The organism is Mumia sp. Pv4-285 (assembly GCF_041320275.1).
Classification (GTDB): domain Bacteria; phylum Actinomycetota; class Actinomycetes; order Propionibacteriales; family Nocardioidaceae; genus Mumia; species Mumia qirimensis.
Genome location: NZ_CP162023.1, coordinates 3,080,210 through 3,096,105, shown reverse-complemented (window position 1 = coordinate 3,096,105; position 15,896 = coordinate 3,080,210). Strand labels below are relative to the sequence as shown.

The window sequence follows — 15,896 nt, the reverse complement described above, 5'->3', positions numbered from 1 at the left end:
GACCCTGCGCGGGTCAACGGCACCCGATCGGTGTCAGTGGCCTGATACCTTTTAACCATTCCGTAGGAGGCCACTGATGTGGTGGTATGCCGCGCGGCGCATCTTGCAGACGATCCCCGTCATCCTCGGGTCGACGCTGCTGATCTATGCGCTCGTCTTCCTCCGGCCTGGTGACCCGATTCGTGCGATCTTCGGCGACAAGCCCGTCTCCGACTCCGTCATCGAACAGGTCCGGGCCCAGTACAACTTCGACGAACCCTTCCTCATGCAGTGGCTGCTCTTCCTCAAGGGCGCCATCACCTTGGACTTCGGTCAGTCGTTCACCGGACGCGACGTCAGCGACCTCGTCGCCGACGCCTTCCCGGTCACCATCAAGCTCGCCCTCATGGCCCTCGTGATCGAGGCCGTCCTGGGCATCGTCGCCGGCACGATCGCCGGCCTCCGCAAGGGCAAGCTCTTCGACTCGACGATGCTCGTCACGTCGCTGCTCGTGATCGCGGTCCCGATCTTCGTGTTCGGCTTCGTCATGCAGCTGATCTTCGGCGTCAAGCTCGGTTGGTTCCCGCCGACCGTCGGCGGCAACACGTCGTTCTACAACCTGCTGCTGCCCGCGATAGTCCTTGCCCTCGTCTCCTTCGCGTACATCGTGAGGCTGACGAGGACCTCGGTCGCCGCCAACCTCACGGCCGACCACGTACGCACTGCCCGCGCCAAGGGGCTGTCGGAGGGCGTCGTGGTGCGACGGCACGTGCTGCGCAACTCGCTCATCCCGACGGTGACCTTCCTCGGCGCCGACCTGGGCGCGCTCATGGCCGGCGCGATCGTGACGGAGGGCATCTTCAACATCCCGGGCATCGGCAACCTCGCCTTCAACGCGATCAAGCGTGGCGAGACACCGACGATCGTCTCTGTGGTGACGATCATGGTGCTCGTCTACGTGCTCACCTCGCTGATCGTCGACCTGCTCTACGCCTGGCTCGACCCAAGGATCCGTTATGCCTAAGCCCACGCTCCCGGGGCAGGAGCGCTATGTCGCCCCGATCGACGAGACCCCGCTCGCGGCGGTCGACTCCGTCCAGGTGGACGAGGCGCCGGCCAGCCAGTGGAAGGAGGCGTGGAAGCAGCTCCGCAGGAACCCGATGTTCTGGGCGTCGTCGGTGCTGCTGACCATCCTCGCGATCGTCATCATCGCCCCGGGTCTGTTCACGAACGCCGACCCGCGCTTCTGCGAGCTGAGCAACAGCCTGAGCCCGGCCGAGTCCGGTCATCCGTTCGGTTACGACAAGCAGGGCTGCGACGTGTGGGCACGGACCCTGTACGGAGCGCGTGCCTCGGTCGCCGTCGGCGTGCTGACCACGCTCGTCGTGGCGGGGCTCGGTGGCCTCACCGGTGCTTTCGCCGGCTTCAAGGGCGGTCTGTCGGACACGTTCATCTCTCGTATCAGCGACATCTTCTTCGCGATCCCGCTGCTGCTCGCCGCGATCGTCTGCCTCTCGGCCGTCAACAACTGGTTCCCGGACCGCGGCTTCTGGGGCGGCGTCCTCGCGGTCGTCGCCGCGCTGGGCCTGTTCGGCTGGCCGCAGATCACCCGCATCATGCGCGGCTCCGTCCTCGAGGTGAAGAACTACGAGTTCGTGGACGCGGCGCGAGCGATCGGTGCGACGAACCAGCGCAACCTGTGGCGCCACATCGTGCCCAACGCACTCTCGCCGGTGATCGTCACCTCGACCGTGTCGCTCGGCATCTTCATCGTCGCGGAGGCGACGCTGTCGTTCCTGGGACTCGGTCTGCCGTTCTCGGTGATCTCCTGGGGCAACGACATCAGCTCGGCGCAGGAGCTCGTCCGTTCGGGCACCTCGCTCAACGTCATGTTCGTCCCGGTGACCGCACTGGTCCTCACCGTGCTCAGCTTCATCCTGCTCGGTGATGCCGTCCGCGATGCGCTCGACCCGAAGGAGAGGAAGCGATGAGCCAGCAGCCACTCCTCGAGGTCCGTGACCTCGATGTCGCCTTCTACTCCGACAAGAAGGCCGTCCCGGCAGTCCGTGCCGCGAACCTGACCGTCTACCCCGGTCAGACGGTCGCCATCGTGGGCGAGTCGGGGTCGGGCAAGTCGACGACCGCGCACGCGATCATCGGCCTGCTCCCCGGCACCGGCAAGGTCACCGGCGGAGAGATCCTGTTCGACGGCAAGAACATCGCGACGTCGAGCAAGAAGGACTTCGTGGCCCTGCGCGGCGACCAGATCGGTCTCGTCCCGCAGGACCCGATGACCAACCTGAACCCGCTGTGGCGAGTCGGGGACCAGATCAAGGAAGCCCTGATCGCCAACGACATCGCCAAGGGCAAGGACGCCGACCGCGCGGTGCTCGCGCTCCTCACGGAGGCCGGCCTGAGCGACGTCGATCGTCGCGCGCGCCAGTATCCTCACGAGTTCTCGGGCGGCATGCGTCAGCGTGCTCTCATCGCGATGGGACTGGCGGCCCGTCCGAAGCTGCTCATCGCCGACGAGCCCACGTCGGCGCTCGACGTGACGGTGCAGAAGCAGATCCTCGACCACCTCGACGGGCTGACCGACGAGCTGGGCACGGCCGTCCTGCTGATCACGCACGACCTCGGCCTCGCCGCCGAGCGTGCCGACCACATCGTGGTGATGTACCGCGGCTCGGTCGTCGAGTCCGGACCGGCGCTCGAGATCCTCAAGAACCCCGAGCACCCGTACACGAAGCGGCTCGTGTCGTCGGCTCCGTCGATCGCCTCGCAGCGGCTCTCGTCGGTCAAGGCGCGCGAGGAGGTCCGCGAGCAGGCGGTGCAGACCGCAGGCGAGATCGCGGCCGAGGTGGCGACCGCGAAGGGTGTCGTCGGCAAGGGCGAGAACGAGATCATCGTCGTCGAGGGCCTGACGAAGGTGTTCAACCTTCCGGGCGACCGTCCGTGGCGCAAGACCGAGCTGCGTGCGGTCGACGACGTGACGTTCACGCTGCCTCGTGGCACCACCACGGCGATCGTGGGGGAGTCCGGTTCGGGCAAGTCCACGGTGGCGAGGATGGTCCTCGGGCTGCTCCAGCCCACCGAGGGCACTGTCCTGTTCGACGGGTACGACACCTCGCAGCTGAAGGGCAAGCGTCAGATGGCGCTGCGTCGACAGATGCAGCCGGTGTTCCAGAACCCGTACGCGTCGCTGGACCCGATGTACTCGATCTACAAGTCCATCGAGGAGCCGCTGTCGACCCACGGGATCGGGTCGGCGGAGGAGCGCGAGGCCAAGGTCCGTGACCTGCTCGAGAAGGTCTCGTTGCCCACGTCGCTCATGCGGCGCTACCCCAACGAGCTGTCCGGTGGTCAGCGTCAGCGTGTCGCGATCGCGCGTGCTCTGGCGCTCGAGCCGGAGGTCGTGGTCCTCGACGAGGCGGTCTCTGCGCTCGACGTGCTGGTCCAGGCCCAGATCCTGGAGCTGCTCAACGATCTCCAGGCCGAGATGGGTCTGAGCTACCTGTTCATCACGCACGACCTCGCGGTGGTCCGCCAGATCGCCGACGACGTGCTGGTGATGCAGAACGGCAAGATCGTGGAGGCCGCGAGCGTCAACGAGGTGTTCGACGATCCGCGTCAGAGCTACACACGCAAGCTGCTCGACGCCATCCCGGGGCGGGATCTGCTCGCCTCTGCCTGAACGCTGAGCCGGTGCCCTCGCCGCCACCCCGCTGTGCGGGAGTGACGGCGGGGGCACCGCTGTCTCGAGGGTCGGCTCCCAGTTGACTCTGTCGAACATGTGTTCGAACATTGAGGAGTGACGCTTCTCGACCAGTTGGCTGCTCAGGTACGCGCGATGGAGGGCTCGACCCCCGCGCGGGACCGGCTCCCTGCGTTGCCCGCACTGGACCGGATAGTCCCCGGTGGGCTGCTGCGCGGCGCCGCGTACGAGGTGACCGGGTCCCTCGCCCTCGCCCTTGCCCTGGCGGCCGGACCTTCTTCGGAGGGGGCCTGGTGCGCCGTGGTCGGCGTGCCCGAGATGGGAGCAGAGGCTGCCGAGGCGTTCGGTGTCGCCCTCGACCGGACCATGCTCGTGCCTGCGCCCGGAGAGCACTGGCCGCACGTGGTCAGCACGCTCGCAGACGTCACGGACGCGATCGTCGTACGCCCGCCGCTGACCGTCCGCGACGTCGAGGCACAGCGGATCGTGGCTCGGCTACGCCAGCACGCGACCACGCTGCTCGCCCTGACACCGCACGCCGGTGCGTGGCCACGTCCTGCGGGGCGCCTCGAGGTCACCGAGAGCTCCTGGACGGGCGTGGGCGCGGGGCACGGGCACCTGGGACGACGTCACGTCACGGTCACCGCGACGGGACGCTGGGGGCGGCCGCACCGGACCCACCTGTGGCTGGACGCGAGCGTCGAACCAGCTTTCGACGCCGTGCCCGCGAGCCCCGTGCCCACGAGCCCCGTACCCCTCGATGCTGTGTCCCTCGATGCTGTGCCCCTCGATGCTGTGCCCGCGACCGACTACGGGATGGCGAGCTGATGGCACGCACGCTCGTGGTGTGGTGCCCCGACTGGCCGGTTCGAGCAGTACGCCACACCGCTGCCGGCATCGACCTCCCACGGGGTGCACCGGTCGCCCTGTTCGAGCACGGCGAGGTGCGGGCGTGCTCCATGTCGGCGCGCGCCGAGGGCGTACGCCGTGGTCAGCGGATGCGTGACGCGCAGGCGCGCTGCCCCGACCTGGTGACGCTCGACTACGACCCGGGTCTGGACGTACGCGCGTTCGAGCCGATCCTCGCGTCGATCGAGGAGATCGCGCCCGGGGTACAGCCCTTGCGTCCCGGCACCTGCGCCGTACGCGTGGCAGGTCCGGGACGCTACTTCGGCGGTGAGCAGCACGCGGCTGCCGTGCTCGCGGAGTGCCTGGTGGGGCACGGCGTCGACGACGTCCGGTTCGGCATCGCCGACGCGGTCTTCGCCGCGGAGCAGGCTGCGCGGCAGGCGCTCGCCCAGGACAGCGTCGTGGTGCCGCCCGGGGAGTCCGCCGCCTTCCTCGCTGACCTGCCGGTGGGAGTCCTCGACAGGCCTGAGCTGGTGAGCCTTCTGCAACGGCTCGGGCTCCGCACTCTCGGGGCGTTCGCGGCACTGCGCTCCGCAGACGTCCTGACCCGGTTCGGGCCGGACGGCGCTCTCGCGCACCGGCTCGCCCGCGGTGTCGACGACCGGCCTTTCGCGGCCCGTCGACCTCCCTCCGACCTCGAGCGCGAGGTGACGTTCGAGCCGCCGTTGGAGGACGCCGAGGCGGTCGCGTTCAGCGTCCGTCGGACGGCCGAGGCGTTCGTCTCCGACATCGCCGAGCGGCAGCTGGTCTGCACCAGCGTCTGGGTGGAGGTGCACACCGACCGGGGGGAGACCTCGGAGCGGCAGTGGCTGCATCCGCGCTGGTTCGACGCCGGCGATCTCGTCGACCGCGTCCGCTGGCAGCTCCAGGCAGGAGCCTCGTCAGCGGTGGCAGCACCGGTGAGCGGGGTGAAGCTGGTGCCGGCCGACGTGGCCCCGGTGACGGACCACGCCGAGGGGCTGTGGGGGAGCGGACCCGATGCGCGTGTCCATCGTGCGGCGTCGAAGGTGCAGAGCATCCTCGGACGCGACGCCGTGGTGTCGGCCGTCGTCGGGGGTGGTCGTGGTCCGGCCGACCGGCGGACGCTGGTGCCGTGGGGAGACCCGCTCGTCCCGGACCGGGCGGTGGCACCGCCGTGGCCGGGGAGCCTGCCTGCGCCTGCGCCTGCCACGGTGTACGACCCGCCGCGGCCCACCCGGGTGGTCGGGGCCTCGGGGCAGCCCGTGATGGTGAGCGCCCGGGGGATGGTGACGGCGGCGCCGGCGCAGTTCGGAGTCACGGATTCTTCGGGCACAGGCCTGCAGCCCGTCGCCGCGTGGGCAGGCCCGTGGCCGGTCGACGAGCGGTGGTGGGACGCCGAGCATGCGTCACGTGCGGCACGTTTTCAGGTCGTCGGCGTCGACGGGAGCGCGTGGCTGCTCCGGGTGAGCGACGGCGTCTGGTGCGTGGAAGCGAGGTATGACTGATGCGGAGCCGACTGATGTGCGGAGCCCGCTGATGCGCCGACTGATGCGTGGAGCCGGCTGATGGGGTTCAACAACCCGGACATGCCGTGGTCGGAGCTCGAGCGCCGGCTGTCGGGTCGGCTGCTGCCCGAGGAGCAGTTCGACAAGCCCGACGGCGGTGACGGGCCGGCGTTCTCGCGCAAGCGTGGTCCGTACGAGCCGCCGACGGCGGGCGGCCCCGAGGCGGCCGGGCCGGACGAGCCCTACGTCCCGTACGCGGAGCTGCACGCACACTCCGACTTCAGCTTCCTCGACGGCGCGAGCAGCCCGGAGGCGTTGGTCGAGGAGGCGGTGCGTCTGCGGCTGACCGGGTTGGCGCTGACCGACCACGACGGCTTCTACGGTGTGGTGCGGATGGCGGAGGCGGCCGCGATGCACGGCTTGCCGACGGTGTTCGGGACGGAGCTGTCACTGGCACCCGCCGAACCCGGCCAGGGCGCATCAGGTCAGGGCGCATCAGGTCCGGGCGCATCAGGTCCGGGCGCATCAGGTCGGGGCTCACCAGGTCAGGTCCCATCAGGTCAGGGCGCAGCGCGACAGGCACGCCCTCGGCAGGCCAGCGCCGACCCCGAGGGCACGCACCTTTTGGTGCTCGCACGCCGCCAAGAGGGCTATCACCGTCTCTCCGGCGCGCTCACCGACGCTCACCTGGCCGGTGGCGAGAAGGGACGCCCGGCGTACGACCTCGACGACCTCGCCGATCGGCTCGGGGAGCACGCGATGGTGCTGACGGGATGCCGCAAGGGCGCCGTACGCCAGGCGCTGGTGGGTCGGTCCGGTACCGAGGTCGACGACGCTGCCGCGGAGAAGGAGGTTCGTGCGCTCCTCGACCGGTTCGGCAGCGGCAACGTCGTGGTCGAGCTGACCGACCATGGAGACCCGTACGACTCGGTCCGCAACGACGCGCTCGCCGCGATCGCGTCTCGGCTCCACCTCCCTACTGTCGCGACGGGCAACGTGCACGCGGCGACTCCCGCCGACCGGCGGCTGGCGGGTGCCGTGGCCGCGGTCCGTGCGCGCCGGAGCCTCGATGCGATGGACGGTTGGCTGCCCGCGGCAGGCCCGCCGTACCTGCGCTCAGGAGCCGAGATGGCGCGTCTGTTCGCCCGCTATCCAGGAGCGGTCGAGCGGACCGTCGAGGTGGCTGCCGACCTCGCGTTCGAGCTGCGCCGAGCGCGGCCGCGGCTGCCGAAGCAGAAGGTCCCCGACGGACACACGCCGATGTCGTGGCTGCGCGAGCTCGTACGGAAGGGTGCCGCCCAAGTCTACCGTGATGCGCCGTCGAGCACCTATGAACGCCTCGAGCGCGAGCTCGCGGTGATCGAGGAGCTGGACTTCCCCGGCTACTTCCTGATCGTCCACGACATCGTCGCGTACGCGAAGTCCCGCGGGATCCTGTGCCAGGGGCGAGGCTCGGCCGCAAACTCTGCGGTCTGCTACGCGCTCGGGATCACCGCAGTCGACTCGGTGAAGTTCGACCTCCCGTTCGAGCGGTTCCTGTCGGCGACCCGTGACGAGGAGCCGGACATCGACGTCGACTTCGACTCCGATCGGCGCGAGGAGGTGATCCAGTGGGTGTACGCGCAGTACGGCCGCCACAACGCGGCGCAGGTCGCCAACGTCATCTCGTACCGTCCGAAGTCCGCCGTCCGCGACATGGCCAAGGCACTCGGCTACTCGCAGGGGCAGCAGGACGCGTGGTCCAAGCAGATCGACCGCTGGAGCAGCCTGCCCCGTGACGAGGCGACCGAGGACGTGCCCGAGCCGGTGCTCGACCTGGCCGAGCAGCTCCTCAAGGCGCCGCGCCACCTCGGGATCCACTCCGGCGGCATGGTGCTCACCGACCGGCCGGTGGGGGAGGTGTGCCCGATCGAACACGCCCGCATGGAGGACCGCACCGTCCTGCAGTGGGACAAGGACGACTGCGCGTGGATGGGGTTGGTGAAGTTCGACCTGCTCGGACTGGGCATGCTCGGTGCGATCCAGCACACGTTCGACATCGTCGCCGAGCACACCGGTGAGCGGTGGGACCTGGCGTCGATCCCGAAGGAGGAAGCCGGCGTCTACGACCAGCTGTGCCGTGGCGACTCGGTCGGCGTGTTCCAGGTGGAGAGCCGCGCGCAGATCGGCACGTTGCCGCGCCTGAAGCCACGGCGCTTCTACGACCTGGTGTGCGAGATCGCCCTGATCCGGCCCGGGCCGATCCAGGGCGGCGCGGTGCATCCGTTCATCCGCCGACGCACGGGGGAAGAGAAGATCACCTACCTGCACCCCGTGCTGAAGCCGGTGCTGGAGCGGACCCTCGGAGTGCCGCTGTTCCAGGAGCAGCTGATGCAGATCGCCATGCAGGTCGGTGGCTGCACCGGTGACGAAGCCGACCTGCTGCGTCGCGCGATGGGGTCCAAGCGTGGGGTCGAGAAGATCGAGCGGCTGCGCGCGACGCTGTACGCGGGGATGGCCGCGCACGGCATCACCGGTGACCTGGCCGACGAGATCTATCTGCGGATCGAGGCCTTCGCGAGCTTCGGGTTCGCCGAGTCGCACTCGATCAGCTTCGCGCTGATCGTCTACGCGAGCACATGGCTGCGGCTGCACTATCCGGGGGCATTCCTCGCGGGGCTGCTGCGGGCGCAACCGATGGGGTTCTACTCGCCGGCGAGCCTGGTCTCCGACGCGCGGCGCCACGGTGTGGAGGTGCTTCGCCCGGACGTGAACCGCTCAGGCGCGAGCGCGGACCTCGAACCGCTCGCGAGCGCGGACCTGCTCGACGAGACGGACCTCGAACCGCTCGCGAGTGGCCCCTCGAGCCACTCGACCACCGGTCACGACGCCTGCCTCGACCCGGACCAGCCGCCCGTCGGCCCGTTCGACGCGAGCATCCCGTTCGACCACGCGTGGCACCGGCGTGACGGACGGTTCGTCGTACGCCTCGGGCTGGCCTCGGTGACCTCGGTGGGAGAGGACGCGGCCGAACGGATCGTCGCCGAACGCGCACGCCGCGGGCCGTACACGTCGATGACCGACCTCACCCGCCGCGTCTCGCTGACCCCGGCGCAGATGGAGGCGCTTGCGACGGCGGGTGCGTTCGAAGGATTCGGGTTGTCGCGGCGGCAGGCGCTGTGGGCGGCGGGTCCCGCGGCCCAGGAGAGCCCGGACCAGCTCGAGGGCACTGCGGTGCTCGGCGCCGCACCGACGCTGCCGGGGATGAGCGAGGCCGAGACCACCATGGCGGACCTGTGGGCGACGGCGATCGCTCCCGACAGCCACCCGATGGACCACATGCGTCCGGCGATGGGCGTACGCGGTGTGCTGCGGGTGTCCGACCTGGCTGACGTGGAGCCGGGTCGACGCATCGAGGCCGCAGGCCTTGTCACACACCGGCAGCGTCCCGCCACCGCGGGCGGAGTCACCTTCCTCAACCTCGAGGACGAGACGGGGATGCTCAACGTCATCTGCACGGCAGGACTGTGGGCCCGCTATCGCCGGATCGCCCGTGACTCCAGCGCCTTGGTGGTCCGGGGGATCGTCGAACGACGTGACGGCGCGATCAACCTTCACGCCGACCGGCTCGAACGCCTGCCGATCACGATGCGGACGGCCTCGCGCGACTTCCGGTGAGGGCAGAGCCGGTGAGGGCAGAGCCTGGCACGAGATCGAGTCGGTGCGAGCGTCATTGGCGAAGCCGACCGACGAGATGAGCGAGGTGGGCTTCGAGCGGTGATGCGGACGCGTGGACGCCTCGTCCCCGCGGGACCGTGCGGGCAGGGCCGCGCCCGGCCGGACCAGCGCGGCGGGTCGCATAGGTGTGACCGGTCGGCGTTCGCCAGCGCACGCCCTCAGCAAGGCGGGGGTCGGAGGTCTGAGGCGCGGGTGAAGCGCCGGCGCTCGTCTCGCGGACGCTGTCGCTGCCGATCGCGCCGTCATCGGCCCGACCCGGTGCACCATCACCGGTGATCGGCGTGACGCTCCAGCCACGCATCTCCTTGACGAGGTTGTCGGACTGACACGCACCGCCAGCGTTGTCGGCCGTGCTGGTGCCGCCCCGCGCATGGGACTGAAGGTGGTCGAGATCGCGGACTTGCTCATCGCAGGAGGGTCGGAGACAGGTGTCGTCCGCTGCCCGGACCATCCGGGCGAGGCCGGCCGGGAATCGGCGCCGACGACTGTCGACGCCAGTCACGCGGTCACCGGTCGGCGTGGTGAAGAGTCGCCGCACCCACGCCTGCTCGACCTCGGCGGCATCGGTCGCGATCCGTCGGGCGAGGCCGGCCGGGATCGGTCCGTAGCCCTCCAGCACCGCTGGAGTGTCCTCTGCGCCGAAAAGCACCTCCGGTCGCATCAACAGACCGATCTCAGCTGACGGGCTCGAGACACCCGGCGAACCACTCGGTGCGACCGAATCCCGATCGGCGCGCAACGCCGCGAGCGCAAGGTCGCAGGTGATCTGTCGACTCCCGCGTCCGGCGGCTCGCCCCGTGGCCTGGTCGGTCAGCGTCCGACGCGCAAGGTGGTTCCAGGCGGCGACCACCTGCTCGGCCGGCCCGTACACGCTGAGCGTGGCCATCGCGTCGGCGTTGCGGCGCAGCCTCACCGAACGCTTGGCCCGCGCCCGCTCGGCGCGCACCTCGGCGCCCTCGGGGTCGAGGGCGAGCGCGATCCGGCGTGCCTCTCCGCCGGCCTCGCGCAGGGTGAGGTCGGGCAAGACGCCGCCGAGGTCCGCATCGACCGTCCTTCGGAGGATTGGCGGCAGCGCGGAGGTCTCCCTGCAGACTGCCCGGGCCACCGCCGTACTGATCACGCCGGACGTGAGCAGGTCACGAGTACGCGGGTGATCGCGGAGGGCGCGGGCGAGGTCGTGGCTGCGCTGCGCCGCCTCGGTGGAGACGCCGCGGGCCATCGAAACCTCCGCGCGGACCGAGCGCTCGACGGCGCGCGACGCCCGGTCGACAGCGACGGGATCGGTCGGGTCGGCGGCCGCGTGAGTGATGCGGCGGCGAGCGTCGAGCGCCGCGATCGAGTCCAGCTGAAGAGCATCGACCATGTGTCGGACGCGCTCGCAAGCCGCGATGACCTCGACCTCTTGAGCGCCCGCAGCCAGGTCGGCGGCGGACGCGTCCGCCAGCCGCGACTGGGCGTCGACGACCACCTGGCCGGCCCGCGAGAGCAGGTCGGCGAGAAGAGGAGCAGGGTGGCCGTCGAACATGTGTGCGACGCTATCGGCCGCGACCGACACACCCGAGAAGGCGTGTCAGGCCACCCCGAACGCGATCGCGCAGTGCCGCAACGCGTCGTCGCTGCACAACTCGAGTCGGAGCCTCTCGCCACGGCTCACCGGCACGGGGCGGTGGATCACGGGGGCCGACGACGTGCGCTCGGCGATGCGTGTCCAGCCACCGCGATACCGGTAGACCACGTAGACGACGGGGGTCTGCAGCTCGTTCTCGACCGCCACCGTCGCGTCCTCCGACCGGAACGTGAGCGACGCCTGCCGGTCGCCCTTGCGGAGAACGGCGTCAGCGTCGTGACCACCCGTGATCGAGCTGACCGACTGTGCTTCCGTACGCCACACCTCACCAGGCGCGGTCGTCGCGGCGTACGCGAGACCCGCGATCACCGCCACGGCCGCGAAGCCGCCCCCGAGCAGGCGCGCGCTTCGTCCGTGTCCCACACCGCTGTCCGTCATCGGTTCCCCCGTCGTCGACAACTCCAGGAACCGTAGGGACGGACGCTTTCACGGCACTTTCACCGCGCGACCACCGGATCGGCCCAGCAACGATGTGGCGTCCATCGCCGGGCCACCCGTGGACTCACCTCACGCGTACCCGTACGAGGTGGAGCACTTCGTGCCGCCGGACGTCTTGGCGCAGACCTTGACGCGGACCTTGCGCCCTTCCTTGAGGTTGAAGCCCTTGTCCGCGAGCCACCAGTGCGGCCCCGGCTCGAAGCCCCACGTCGCGTAGTTCGTGTCACTGGTGCCCATGTGCCCGTCCATCGCGGTCTTCCAGCCACCCTTGTAGTACTGGAACGAGAAGTACGCCGGCTTGGTCGTCGTGTTCGAGGCGTAGAAGTTGTCGCCCTGGGCGTTGAACCAGCCCTTGGCCTCGTACGTCCGGTCCTTCCCCTTGTACTTGACCGATCCGTCGGCGTCCTTGCCGCCCTTGTCGTAGGGCTTGGGCTTCTGGCAGTCGTGCTCGGTGATCTTCCAGTTGCCCGCCATCCTCGTCCAGGTCTCCGCCGAACAGCTGGCAGCAGCCGCCGGCGGTGCGGTCATGACCGCGCCGACCACAGCGGCTGCCGCGGCTAGGATTCCGGCGGTCGTCGTGCGTGTGCGTCGCATGCTGATGAGCTCCCTCTGTGCGTGGTTCGTGTACGGCCGGGACGCTACGAACTGTCGCTTTCACGGAGGTTTCACGTGCCTTGCGCAACCGTCTGGCACACTAGGGCGCGTGTCCAAGATCACGTCGGGCTCCGGCGACGCCGCCGCGGCCCCGCTCCCGTACGCCGTCATCGGTGCCGGTCCGTCCGGCCTTGCGGCGACCCGCGCACTGACCCGCCGCGGCATCGCCGTCCTGGGCTACGAGCTCAACGCCGACGTCGGCGGACTGTGGGACATCGACGGCCCGCGCAGCACGATGTACGAGTCCGCCCACCTCATCTCGTCCAAGACGACGACCCAGTTCGCCGAGCTGCCGATGGGTGACGACGTCGCGGACTACCCGAGCCACCGCGAGCTGAAGAAGTACTTCCACGAGTACGCCGACCGCTTCGGCCTTCGGGAGCACTACCGGTTCGGGACGGAGGTGACGCAGGTCGAGCCTCATCCGGACGGGGGATGGATGGTGAGGTCTCGATCGCTTCGCGCCTCGACCAGCGGGGGAAGCGCGTCGACCAGCGGGGCCAGCGGGGGAGGCGCGTCGACCAGCGGGGCCAGCGGGGGAGGCGCGTCGACCAGCGGGGAGCACGCCGAGACGGTTGACCGCGTTGCTGGGGTCGTGATCGCCAACGGGACGCTCTCCGAGCCGAACGTCCCCCAGCTCAAGGGCGGCTTCGACGGCGAGATCTTCCACACCAGCGCCTACAAGAAAGCCACCGTCCTCGCGGGCAAGCGGGTCCTCATCATCGGCGCCGGCAACTCCGGATGTGACATCGCCGTCGACGCCGTCCACCACGCGGACTCGGTCGACATGAGCGTGCGGCGTGGCTACTACTTCGTCCCGAAGTACCTGTTCGGCAAGCCGGCCGACACGCTCAACCAGGGCAAGCCGCTCCCGCCGCGGATCAAGCAGGCGGTGGACAGCCGCGTGCTCAAGCTGTTCACCGGAGACCCCGTCAAGCTCGGCTTCCCGAAGCCGGACTACAAGATCTACGAGTCGCACCCGATCGTGAACTCGCTGATCCTGCACCACCTCGGCCACGGCGACCTGAGCATCAAGCCCGACGTCGACCACGTGGACGGGTCGACCGTGTTCTTCAGGGACGGCACGAGCCGCGACTACGACACGATCGTGCTGGCGACCGGATACACGCTGCACTACCCGTTCATCGACCCTGCCCTGCTCCGGTGGAACGGGTGGTCGCCGCAGCTGTACCTCAACATCTTCAGCCCGCAGCGCGACGACCTCTTCGTGATGGGCATGGTGGAGGCGTCGGGTCTCGGGTGGCAGGGCCGGTACGAGCAGGCCGAGCTCATCGCGTCGTACGTCCAGGCGAAAGCTGACCGCCCCGACGAGGCCGCCGCGTTCGCTGCGAAGACCCGCGGGCCGCAGCCTGACCTGACCGGCGGCTACCACTACCTCGGCCTCGAGCGGATGTCGTACTACGTGAACAAGGACGCCTACCGCGGCGCCGTTCGTGCCGCGATCGAGGAGCTCTCATGAGCCTGCTCGCCGCCGACGTCGACACGATCACCATCTCGTTCAACGAGAGCTCGCTGACGATCCTCAAGATCGTCCTCGGCGCCATCTTGTTCGGGGTCGCGCTCGACACCCGTCTCGAGGACTTCCGTGCGGCAGCCCGTAAACCGGTCGCGATGGCGGTCGGCATCGGAGGGCAGTTCCTGCTGCTGCCGGCGATCACGTTCTGCCTCACGCTGGTGCTCGGGGTCCGTGGGTCGATCGCACTCGGCATGATCCTCGTGGCCTGCTGCCCACCGGGCAACGTCTCCAACATCCTGACCCACCGCGCACGCGGCGACGTCGCGCTGTCGGTCGCGATGACGTCGGTCGGCAACGTGCTCGCGATCTTCCTGATGCCGCTGAACTTCGCCTTCTGGGGCGGCCTCCACCCGACCGGCCAGGACTTCCTGGCCGACATCGAGGTGGGTCCCTGGGACATGCTGAGCGAGGTCGTGCTGGTGATCGGTTTGCCGTTCGCGCTCGGCCTCACCGTCGCACGGCTGTGGCCGAGGGTCGCCGCGCGTTCGCACGGGATCGTCAGCAAGGTCGCGTCGATCGCCCTGGGCGCGATCATCGTCATCGGGATCACCGGCAACTGGGACGTCTTCATCCACTACATCGGCATCGTCCTGATCGCCGTGTTCCTGCACGACGCCCTGGCGCTGCTCCTGGGGTACTCGATCGCCCGCGGCGCACGCCTGTCGGACCGGAGCACGCGTGCGATGACGTTCGAGGTCGGGATCCGCAACGCCGGCTTCGGGCTTCTGCTGGTGTTCGAGTTCTTCGACGGGCTCGGCGGCATGGCGCTCGTTGCCGCGTGGTGGGGCATCTGGGACATCATCGCCGGACTGTTCGTCGCCACCTTGTGGGCGCGACGGCCGGTCCGGGACGAGAAGGTCGAGGTGCCGGCATGAGCCGTACGGCGGGGGCCGTGCGCCGCGTCCTGGTGACCGGTGGCTCGGGGTTCCTCGGGTCGTCGGTGGTGCCGGGCCTCGCCGCCGACGCGGACGTGGCGCTGGTCGTCAGCGGCGACGTACGCGATCCGCGCGAGCACGTCGACGGAGTCGTCCACGTGACGCTCGACGTCACCGACGCGGACGCGGTCTCACGGACGGTCGCCGAGCACGAGATCGACACGATCGTCCACCTCGCGTCGATCGTGAACCCGCCGCCGGGGATGACCGACGACGTCGCGTACGAGGTCGACGTGGAGGGCACCTCGCACGTCCTCGCTGCGGCGGTCGCGCACGGCGTACGGCGACTCGTCGTGTCCTCGAGCGGTGCGGCGTACGGGTACCACGCCGACAACCCCGCATGGATCACCGAGGACCAGCCCGTGCGCGGCAACGACGCCTTCGCGTACAGCCGCCACAAGCGCCTCGTCGAGGAGATGCTCGCCGTCGCCCGTCACGAGCACCCCGAGCTCGAGCAGACCGTGCTGCGGATCGGCACGATCCTCGGGGAGCGCGTCGACAACCAGATCACCGACCTGTTCCGCAAGAAGCGGCTGCTCAAGATCGCCGGGTCGGACTCGCCGTTCGTCTTCATCTGGGACACTGACCTCACCGCGATCGTCGTGCGTGCCGTGATCGCCGACGTCACCGGCACGTTCAACGTCGCCGGCGACGGTGCGCTCACGATCGATGAGATCGCTGCCAGGCTCGGCCGGGGCACGCTGCCGATCCCGGAGATCGTGCTCCGTGCGGCGCTCGCCGTCGCGAAGCCGTTGCGTCTGACCCAGTACGGTCCCGAGCAGACGAAGTTCCTCCAGTACCGCCCGGTCCTCGACAACTCCCGCCTCAAGTCGGTCTTCGGGTACGAGCCCACCCGTACGTCCGCGCAGGCGTTCGACGCCTGGAGGATCGCGCACGGTCTGTGACGCCGCAGTCCCGC

The 15,896-nt window shown here is 69.6% G+C and carries 12 protein-coding genes; 9 read left to right on the top strand and 3 right to left on the bottom strand.

Annotated elements, in window-relative coordinates; translation table 11 throughout:
* Positions 1-76 precede the first annotated feature (76 nt).
* From AB3M34_RS14910 to AB3M34_RS14885, 6 genes are all read left to right on the top strand, one after another.
* Positions 77-1,003 (top strand): ABC transporter permease, encoded by a 927-nt coding sequence (locus AB3M34_RS14910; RefSeq protein ID WP_370615036.1) that lies wholly within the window; start codon positions 77-79, stop codon positions 1,001-1,003.
* The gene (locus AB3M34_RS14905) at positions 996-1,970 is read left to right on the top strand and encodes an ABC transporter permease (RefSeq protein ID WP_370615035.1); all 975 of its coding nucleotides are present in this window, start codon (positions 996-998) and stop codon (positions 1,968-1,970) included. The genes AB3M34_RS14910 and AB3M34_RS14905 overlap by 8 nt, the downstream gene beginning before the upstream one ends.
* Positions 1,967-3,673 (top strand): dipeptide ABC transporter ATP-binding protein, encoded by a 1,707-nt coding sequence (locus AB3M34_RS14900; RefSeq protein ID WP_370615033.1) that lies wholly within the window; start codon positions 1,967-1,969, stop codon positions 3,671-3,673. The genes AB3M34_RS14905 and AB3M34_RS14900 overlap by 4 nt, the downstream gene beginning before the upstream one ends.
* A gap of 117 nt (positions 3,674-3,790) precedes the next feature.
* Entirely contained in the window at positions 3,791-4,522 is a 732-nt protein-coding gene (locus AB3M34_RS14895) for a hypothetical protein (protein ID WP_370615032.1), read from the top strand.
* The gene (locus AB3M34_RS14890; protein ID WP_370615031.1) at positions 4,522-6,069 is read left to right on the top strand and encodes a DNA polymerase Y family protein; all 1,548 of its coding nucleotides are present in this window, start codon (positions 4,522-4,524) and stop codon (positions 6,067-6,069) included. The genes AB3M34_RS14895 and AB3M34_RS14890 overlap by 1 nt, the downstream gene beginning before the upstream one ends.
* A gap of 60 nt (positions 6,070-6,129) precedes the next feature.
* The gene (locus AB3M34_RS14885) at positions 6,130-9,726 is read left to right on the top strand and encodes an error-prone DNA polymerase (protein WP_370615029.1); all 3,597 of its coding nucleotides are present in this window, start codon (positions 6,130-6,132) and stop codon (positions 9,724-9,726) included.
* A 52-nt stretch (positions 9,727-9,778) separates the two neighbouring features.
* Here the strand turns inward: AB3M34_RS14885 and AB3M34_RS14880 are convergent, their stop codons facing one another.
* The 3 genes from AB3M34_RS14880 to AB3M34_RS14870 all read right to left on the bottom strand — a co-directional run bounded on the left by AB3M34_RS14880 (position 9,779) and on the right by AB3M34_RS14870 (position 12,445).
* Complete coding sequence (locus AB3M34_RS14880; RefSeq protein WP_370615027.1) at positions 9,779-11,311, bottom strand: hypothetical protein; 1,533 nt, start codon at positions 11,309-11,311, stop codon at positions 9,779-9,781.
* Between the two features lie 45 nt (positions 11,312-11,356).
* Positions 11,357-11,791 carry a hypothetical protein gene (locus AB3M34_RS14875; protein WP_370615025.1) on the bottom strand — a complete coding sequence of 145 codons (435 nt, stop codon included), beginning with the start codon at positions 11,789-11,791 and terminating at the stop codon, positions 11,357-11,359.
* 129 nt (positions 11,792-11,920) lie between these two features.
* Positions 11,921-12,445 carry a hypothetical protein gene (locus tag AB3M34_RS14870; RefSeq protein ID WP_370615023.1) on the bottom strand — a complete coding sequence of 175 codons (525 nt, stop codon included), beginning with the start codon at positions 12,443-12,445 and terminating at the stop codon, positions 11,921-11,923.
* 109 nt (positions 12,446-12,554) lie between these two features.
* On the opposite strand from AB3M34_RS14870, the gene AB3M34_RS14865 reads away from it, so the two are divergent.
* Genes AB3M34_RS14865 through AB3M34_RS14855 form a run of 3 tightly spaced genes read left to right on the top strand, consistent with a single transcriptional unit; the run spans position 12,555 to position 15,882 of the window.
* Positions 12,555-13,985 carry a flavin-containing monooxygenase gene (locus AB3M34_RS14865; RefSeq protein ID WP_370615021.1) on the top strand — a complete coding sequence of 477 codons (1,431 nt, stop codon included), beginning with the start codon at positions 12,555-12,557 and terminating at the stop codon, positions 13,983-13,985.
* Entirely contained in the window at positions 13,982-14,917 is a 936-nt protein-coding gene (locus tag AB3M34_RS14860) for a bile acid:sodium symporter family protein (protein WP_370615019.1), read from the top strand. The genes AB3M34_RS14865 and AB3M34_RS14860 overlap by 4 nt, the downstream gene beginning before the upstream one ends.
* Positions 14,914-15,882, top strand: a complete 969-nt coding sequence (locus tag AB3M34_RS14855; RefSeq protein WP_370615017.1) for an SDR family oxidoreductase — start codon at positions 14,914-14,916, stop codon at positions 15,880-15,882. The genes AB3M34_RS14860 and AB3M34_RS14855 overlap by 4 nt, the downstream gene beginning before the upstream one ends.
* Positions 15,883-15,896: the final 14 nt, after the last annotated feature.

Coding starts and splice junctions, on each gene's coding strand:
- AB3M34_RS14910 (WP_370615036.1), top strand. CDS start 77: ATGTGGTGGTATGCCGCGCGGCGCATCTTGCAGACGATCCCCGTCATC.
- AB3M34_RS14905 (WP_370615035.1), top strand. CDS start 996: ATGCCTAAGCCCACGCTCCCGGGGCAGGAGCGCTATGTCGCCCCGATC.
- AB3M34_RS14900 (WP_370615033.1), top strand. CDS start 1,967: ATGAGCCAGCAGCCACTCCTCGAGGTCCGTGACCTCGATGTCGCCTTC.
- AB3M34_RS14890 (WP_370615031.1), top strand. CDS start 4,522: ATGGCACGCACGCTCGTGGTGTGGTGCCCCGACTGGCCGGTTCGAGCA.
- AB3M34_RS14885 (WP_370615029.1), top strand. CDS start 6,130: ATGGGGTTCAACAACCCGGACATGCCGTGGTCGGAGCTCGAGCGCCGG.
- AB3M34_RS14880 (WP_370615027.1), bottom strand. CDS start 11,311: ATGTTCGACGGCCACCCTGCTCCTCTTCTCGCCGACCTGCTCTCGCGG.
- AB3M34_RS14875 (WP_370615025.1), bottom strand. CDS start 11,791: ATGACGGACAGCGGTGTGGGACACGGACGAAGCGCGCGCCTGCTCGGG.
- AB3M34_RS14870 (WP_370615023.1), bottom strand. CDS start 12,445: ATGCGACGCACACGCACGACGACCGCCGGAATCCTAGCCGCGGCAGCC.
- AB3M34_RS14860 (WP_370615019.1), top strand. CDS start 13,982: ATGAGCCTGCTCGCCGCCGACGTCGACACGATCACCATCTCGTTCAAC.
- AB3M34_RS14855 (WP_370615017.1), top strand. CDS start 14,914: ATGAGCCGTACGGCGGGGGCCGTGCGCCGCGTCCTGGTGACCGGTGGC.